General features: G+C 69.3%; 8 protein-coding genes and 1 pseudogene. 1 reads left to right on the forward strand and 8 read right to left on the reverse strand.

Going from position 1 to position 5,170, the window contains the following annotated elements; translation table 11 throughout:
• Positions 1–107: 107 nt before the first annotated feature.
• Together VIU94_RS07445 and VIU94_RS07450 are read right to left on the reverse strand one after the other, a co-directional pair.
• Entirely contained in the window at positions 108–944 is an 837-nt protein-coding gene (locus VIU94_RS07445) for a hypothetical protein (protein ID WP_331908845.1), read from the reverse strand.
• Between the two features lie 17 nt (positions 945–961).
• The gene (locus tag VIU94_RS07450) at positions 962–1,732 is read right to left on the reverse strand and encodes a hypothetical protein (protein ID WP_331908847.1); all 771 of its coding nucleotides are present in this window, start codon (positions 1,730–1,732) and stop codon (positions 962–964) included.
• A 107-nt stretch (positions 1,733–1,839) separates the two neighbouring features.
• Between VIU94_RS07450 and VIU94_RS07455 the strand changes: the two genes are divergently transcribed.
• Positions 1,840–2,202, forward strand: coding sequence for a DsrE family protein (locus VIU94_RS07455; protein ID WP_331908849.1), 363 nt, complete (start codon positions 1,840–1,842; stop codon positions 2,200–2,202).
• On the opposite strand, the gene VIU94_RS07460 is transcribed toward VIU94_RS07455, so the two are convergent.
• From VIU94_RS07460 to VIU94_RS07480, 6 genes and pseudogenes are all read right to left on the reverse strand, one after another.
• A complete protein-coding gene (locus VIU94_RS07460; protein ID WP_331908851.1) occupies positions 2,196–2,462 on the reverse strand; it encodes a DUF3099 domain-containing protein in 267 nt (88 codons plus the stop codon). The two genes, VIU94_RS07455 and VIU94_RS07460, sit on opposite strands and share 7 nt — an antisense overlap.
• A 94-nt stretch (positions 2,463–2,556) precedes the next feature.
• On the reverse strand, positions 2,557–2,844 hold the full coding sequence (locus VIU94_RS07465; RefSeq protein ID WP_331908853.1) for a DUF1416 domain-containing protein: 288 nt from the start codon (positions 2,842–2,844) through the stop codon (positions 2,557–2,559).
• A 53-nt stretch (positions 2,845–2,897) separates the two neighbouring features.
• Positions 2,898–3,737, reverse strand: a complete 840-nt coding sequence (locus tag VIU94_RS07470; RefSeq protein ID WP_331908855.1) for a sulfurtransferase — start codon at positions 3,735–3,737, stop codon at positions 2,898–2,900.
• A 164-nt stretch (positions 3,738–3,901) separates the two neighbouring features.
• Complete coding sequence (locus tag VIU94_RS44630) at positions 3,902–3,982, reverse strand: putative leader peptide (protein WP_350497993.1); 81 nt, start codon at positions 3,980–3,982, stop codon at positions 3,902–3,904.
• 185 nt (positions 3,983–4,167) lie between these two features.
• Positions 4,168–4,863: an LmeA family phospholipid-binding protein gene (locus VIU94_RS07475; RefSeq protein ID WP_331908857.1), complete on the reverse strand. Its 696-nt coding sequence runs from the start codon at positions 4,861–4,863 to the stop codon at positions 4,168–4,170.
• A 105-nt stretch (positions 4,864–4,968) separates the two neighbouring features.
• Positions 4,969–5,170 (reverse strand): annotated as a pseudogene (locus tag VIU94_RS07480) (hypothetical protein); the annotation flags it as partial.

The raw sequence follows: 5,170 nt of genomic DNA on the forward strand, positions 1-5,170 counted from the left end.
CACCTCAGCGCGCTCCGCCGGCTCGACGGTCTCCGCCACCTCAGCGGTGTCCGTCTTCTTCGTGGTCTCCGCGCTCTCCGTCTTCTCCGCGGTGTCCGTCTGCTCGGTCATACGTACTCCCCCGGGGACTTGATGTGGTCGAGCTGCTTCTTCACCAGCGTCGCCACCGCGGACTTGTCGAACGGCTTCGCGCCCGAGGCGCTGACCGACACGAGCGTCTCCGAGTCGTACGCGGAGCAGATCATGCCCTCCAGCTGGTCCTCCTTCTTCTCGTCCTTGTCGAGGTCCTTGCGCTCGGGCAGCAGGAAGCAGGAGGAGTTCCGGTGGCCGTCGATCTTCGGCCCCTTCTTGAGCTCCAGGAGCTCGGCGAGATCGGACCGCAGCTTGTACATGTCGTGGATCCGGCGCTTGTCCTTCATCCGCGTGATGCGGACGGTCAGCACGCGGTCGCCGTCCACCGAGGCGAACGTACGGACCGCGACGCCCTTGATGCCGAGCCGGTCGACGCGCTTCTCGTAGTCGCGCCGCTTCTTGCCGGAGAGGCCCTTGCCCTCCTGCTTCACCAGGGCGGTCGCCTGCTTGTCGGTGAGCTCGCCGTCGTTCCCGTACAGGTCGTCGTCCGGGCCCAGGACGTAGCCGTCCGGCACCGGCAGGAGCAGCCGGCTCAGCTCGGTGGTGGTGCGGCCCTTGGAGATCAGGTCGCGCGCCGGGTCCTTGTCGGCCGCGTCGGCCTCGGCCTGCTCCCACACCTGCGTCGGCGCGCTGCGGTCGGCGCCTGCGACGGTGACGCCGGTGTACGTGACGCCGCCGCCGATCGCGCCGACCACGAGGACGGCGGGCAGGACGACGGTCAGGAGCGTGCGGCCGCGGCCGGGCTTCGTCGACTCGGCGACGGGCGGGGCGTCGACAGGCGGGGCGTCGACGGGGTTCTCGTCGGTGGTCACGGTGTTCCGGTCCTCGTTCACAGGCGCCTCAACTGCAGCGCGGCCAGGGAGGCGATGTCCTTCTTGGAGATCTTCTCCGTGTCGAAGACGAAGATCTCGGCCATGATGTCGCCGCGGTGGAAGTAGGCCCTGGCCTGGTAGAAGTCCATGTATCCGGCCTTCCGCTTCACCGGGAAGACATAGGAGTGGCCATTGGCCGAACCCGGGATCGGGTCGCCGCTGGTGCCGGCGAAGGCCTTCTGCGGCATGTAGCCCATCTGGTCGTCGGCGTGGTCGCGCGCGCCCATGACGTCGCTCGGGCGGTACTGCACGAGCCGGATCTCGGTGGTCCGGTGCTCGCCGGTGCGCCACGCCGTGGTGGCGATCCGCCGCACCTTGTTCTGCAGCTGGTACTCGAGCTCGTACGCCGGGCTGTTGAAGTTCGTGGCGTACTCGGGCAGCGTCACCCAGCCGTCCCCGAACGGGACTTCCGGCGTCTTCGCGCCCGACGGCTTGGGCAGCAGCAGCTTGCGCAGGTCGCCGTCAGTCCGGACGCTCCGGTCCTCGTCGGAGCTCAGCGGCTCCAGCTTCTGCCCCTTGGGGAGCGGCTTCGGGTAGCGGAGGTCGGGCTGGTTCAGGGCGGCGAGCGGCGTCGGCTCGCGGTGCGCCTGGATGCCGTAGCCGACGGCGGTGCCGCCGACGATGCCGAGCACGGCGGCGACGGCGATGATCAGCGCGGTCCGCCCGCGCTTGCGCCGAGGAGCCGGAGCGGACGCTTCAGCGCCGTCCGGTATTTCTGTGGTGTCCAAAAGGGGTCCCCCCACGAGACCTGAATCGCGGATTCCGTTCACCCGCGCACAAGGCTGACAACGTAGAGGCACCGGGGGTTGCCCTGCCGAGCATTACAGTTCGGCATATGGCGAAGAAGCTCGTGATCAAGGTGACCGCCGGGGCCGACGCCCCCGAACGCTGCTCCCAGGCCTTCACGGTGGCCGCCGTGGCCGTGGCCAGCGGGGTCGAGGTCTCGCTCTGGCTGACCGGCGAGTCCTCGTGGTTCGCCCTCCCGGGCAGGGCGGCGGAGTTCGAACTCCCGCACGCAGCGCCGCTGCCGGACCTGCTCGACTCGATCCTCGCGGGCGGCGGAATCACCCTCTGCACGCAGTGCGCGGCCCGGCGCGAGATCACCGAGAAGGACGTCCTGGAGGGCGTCCGCATCGCCGGCGCGCAGGTCTTCGTCCAAGAGATCATGGGCGAGGAGACGCAGGCGCTCGTCTACTGATCCCCTGAGCGCTTCTTCCCGTCCAGCTCGTCCCACCACTCGTCGGACTTCGGGTCGCCCGACGGATCGTCCCACCACCGGTCGTCGGGCCCCCGCCGGTTCGCCATCATCGCGGCGACCGGCGGAATGACCATGGCGACCACGCACATCCCGATGGCCACCGGCATGGAGAACAGCCGCACGACGGCCCAGGCGCCCACGAAAAGCACCAGGCAGGCGCCCATCATCCAGAAATAGATGTGCCGACGTCGCGCGTACACACCTTCAGGGTACGACCGAAGGGCCGTGCCTCACGTCCTGGAAAGCGTCCAACCCCCAGGAGGCACGGCCCTTCGGCCGGTTCTGTGTCGCGGGTCAGACCGCGATCGCGACCTCCGCCAGGCCACCGTGCTGGGCGACGACCGTGCGGTCGGCCGTGGCGCCCGGGACAAGGGCGCGGACGGTCCAGGTGCCCTCGGCCGCGTAGAAGCGGAACTGGCCGGTGGCCGAGGTCGGGACCTCGGCGGTGAACTCGCCGGTCGAGTCCAGGAGGCGGACGTAACCGGTGACGGGCTCGCCGTCCTTGGTCACGTAGCCCTGGATCGTGGTCTCACCGGGCTTGATCGTCGAGGCGTCGGGGCCGCCGGGCTGCGCTCCACACATGATGTTCTGTCCTTACGGTCGAGGGGTCCGGAGGAGGGGGAGGTTCCGGGGGCTTACTTGTTGGCGCCGAGCTCGATCGGCACGCCGACGAGGGAGCCGTACTCGGTCCACGAGCCGTCGTAGTTCTTGACGTTCGGGACCTCGAGCAGCTCGTGCAGCACGAACCAGGTCAGCGCGGAGCGCTCGCCGATGCGGCAGTAGGCGATGGTGTCCTTCGCCAGGTCGACCTGCTCGTCCTCGTAGAGGGCCTTGAGCTCGTCGTCCGACTTGAAGGTGCCGTCGTCGTTGGCGTTCTTCGACCACGGGATGTTGCGGGCGCTCGGCACGTGGCCCGGGCGCTGCGACTGCTCCTGCGGGAGGTGCGCCGGCGCGAGCAGCTTGCCGGAGAACTCGTCGGGCGAACGCACGTCGACCAGGTTCTGGGCGCCGATCGCGGCCACGACGTCGTCGCGGAACGCGCGGATCGAGGCGTCCTGCGCCTTGGCCTTGTACTCGGTGGCCGGGCGGGCCGGGACCTCAGCGACGAGGTCGCGGGAGTCGAGCTCCCACTTCTTGCGGCCGCCGTCGAGGAGCTTCACGTCCTGGTGGCCGTACAGCTTGAAGTACCAGTACGCGTAGGAGGCGAACCAGTTGTTGTTGCCGCCGTAGAGGACGACCGTCGTGTCGTTCGCGATGCCCTTGGCCGACAGGAGCTTCTCGAAGCCCTCCTGGTCGATGAAGTCGCGGCGGACCGGGTCCTGCAGGTCCTTCGTCCAGTCGATCCGGATGGCGTTGCGGATGTGGTTCTTCTCGTACGCCGAGGTGTCCTCGTCGACCTCGACGACGGCGACCTGCGGGTTGTCGAGGTTGGCCTCGACCCAGTCGGCGTCCACGAGTACGTCGGTGCGAGCCATGCTTGTTCTCCTCCGGGGCAGTGTGCGGCGGGTGGCGTGCAGGGGTGGTGCGGGTACGCGTCAGGGCGTGCGTACTGCTACACGGGGTGGCCCCGACCCGTTGCGGTCGGAGAGCCTGAGGAATACGGGAGTCGGACGGACGTGTGTACGTCCGGACATCCCGCTCAGACGGAGCGACAGAGCATGGCGGCGACGCGGCACAGGTCTACTGCCCGCCGCTTCGTGAGATCCGCCTGTCGCTTCATGGGTCCGATCGTAGGGACGGACAGGCGGCCATGTCACCGGTGTGTCGTATTTTGAGACGCGATCGTCCATGATGTGGGATCCGGGCAATCCCAAGGAGCCTCTTGCCCGACTCCGCGCCCGCCTGCCCTCTTGCGTAGCCGCAGATCGGACATGCCCGTCTCACCATGTGGCCCAAACCGGCGTTTCAGCCCGTCAGCGCCACATTCGTCCCGGTCACCGCGATCGCCACGCCGTCCTCGCGCGCCTCGATCCGCTCCAGCTTCATACCCTGAGGCAGGTCGCCGATGCTCCGCTCGAAGTCCGTGCGGGAGCGTATGAGCTCTTCCAGGCCCGGGATGCCCTCGCCCGGCACCTGGTCGGCACGCACCCGGATGGTGTTGCCGTCGACCAGGGTCACGGTGGACACGACGCTGCGCGTCATCGTCCGGCCGATCAGCGGGAGCCGGAAGCTGCCGGTGACCTTGACCTTGCCGTTGCCCCCGTACGCCACGGAGACATTGCTGTCCGCGGCCTTCGTGAGGTCCTCGTACGAGACGAGCGCGGTGCCGGTCACACTGCGGGCCTTCGCGCCCGCCCAGTCGTCGTCCACGGTGACGTCCTTCAGCGCGGCCGACAGCCGGCTGATCCGTATCTTCCGCTTGCCCGCCTGCGTCTCGACGCCGCTGACCACCACGTCGACCTCGTCGAAGCGCCTGTCGGCGACCTGGGTGAGGAAGGGGAAGCCCTTGATGTCGATCTCGGTCGAGCCCGCGCGGGCCGGTCCGAGCGTGACCCGGTCGGCCGCCTCGGACTCCGCGTACCCGACCGCGAGCCGGTCCACCCCGGCCAAAGCCCCGACCAGCAGTACAGCGACGATCAACACAACGCGCAGCGCTCGCATGGCCCGACGTCCCCCGTCCAAAGCTCCGGCCCCCTGACATCGTCATCGACGAGTCAGGGGGCCGAATAGTTCCGTGGGGCCTGTGCGACGCCCGGGTCCGCGCCGTCAGGCCAGCGCGCGTCCCAGCAGGTAGACGGCGGGCGCGGCAGCCGTCAGCGGCAGCGCGACGCCCGCGGTCAGGTGCACGAACCGGGACGGGTAGTCGTACGCGGCGACCCGCAGGCCGATCAGCGCGCACACCCCCGCGCCCAGGCCGAGCCCCGCGCCCGCGGCGCCGAAGCCGGTGAAGCCGCCGGCCGCGATGCCC

Source organism: Streptomyces sp. (genome assembly GCF_036566765.1).
In the GTDB taxonomy this organism is placed as follows: domain Bacteria; phylum Actinomycetota; class Actinomycetes; order Streptomycetales; family Streptomycetaceae; genus Streptomyces.

Bases quoted from the DNA above. Each gene is read 5' to 3' on its own strand.
- VIU94_RS07455 (WP_331908849.1), top strand. From the start codon at position 1,840: ATGGCGAAGAAGCTCGTGATCAAGGTGACCGCCGGGGCCGACGCCCCC.
- VIU94_RS07465 (WP_331908853.1), bottom strand. From the start codon at position 2,844: ATGTGTGGAGCGCAGCCCGGCGGCCCCGACGCCTCGACGATCAAGCCC.
- VIU94_RS07470 (WP_331908855.1), bottom strand. From the start codon at position 3,737: ATGGCTCGCACCGACGTACTCGTGGACGCCGACTGGGTCGAGGCCAAC.
- VIU94_RS44630 (WP_350497993.1), bottom strand. From the start codon at position 3,982: ATGAAGCGACAGGCGGATCTCACGAAGCGGCGGGCAGTAGACCTGTGC.
- VIU94_RS07475 (WP_331908857.1), bottom strand. From the start codon at position 4,863: ATGCGAGCGCTGCGCGTTGTGTTGATCGTCGCTGTACTGCTGGTCGGG.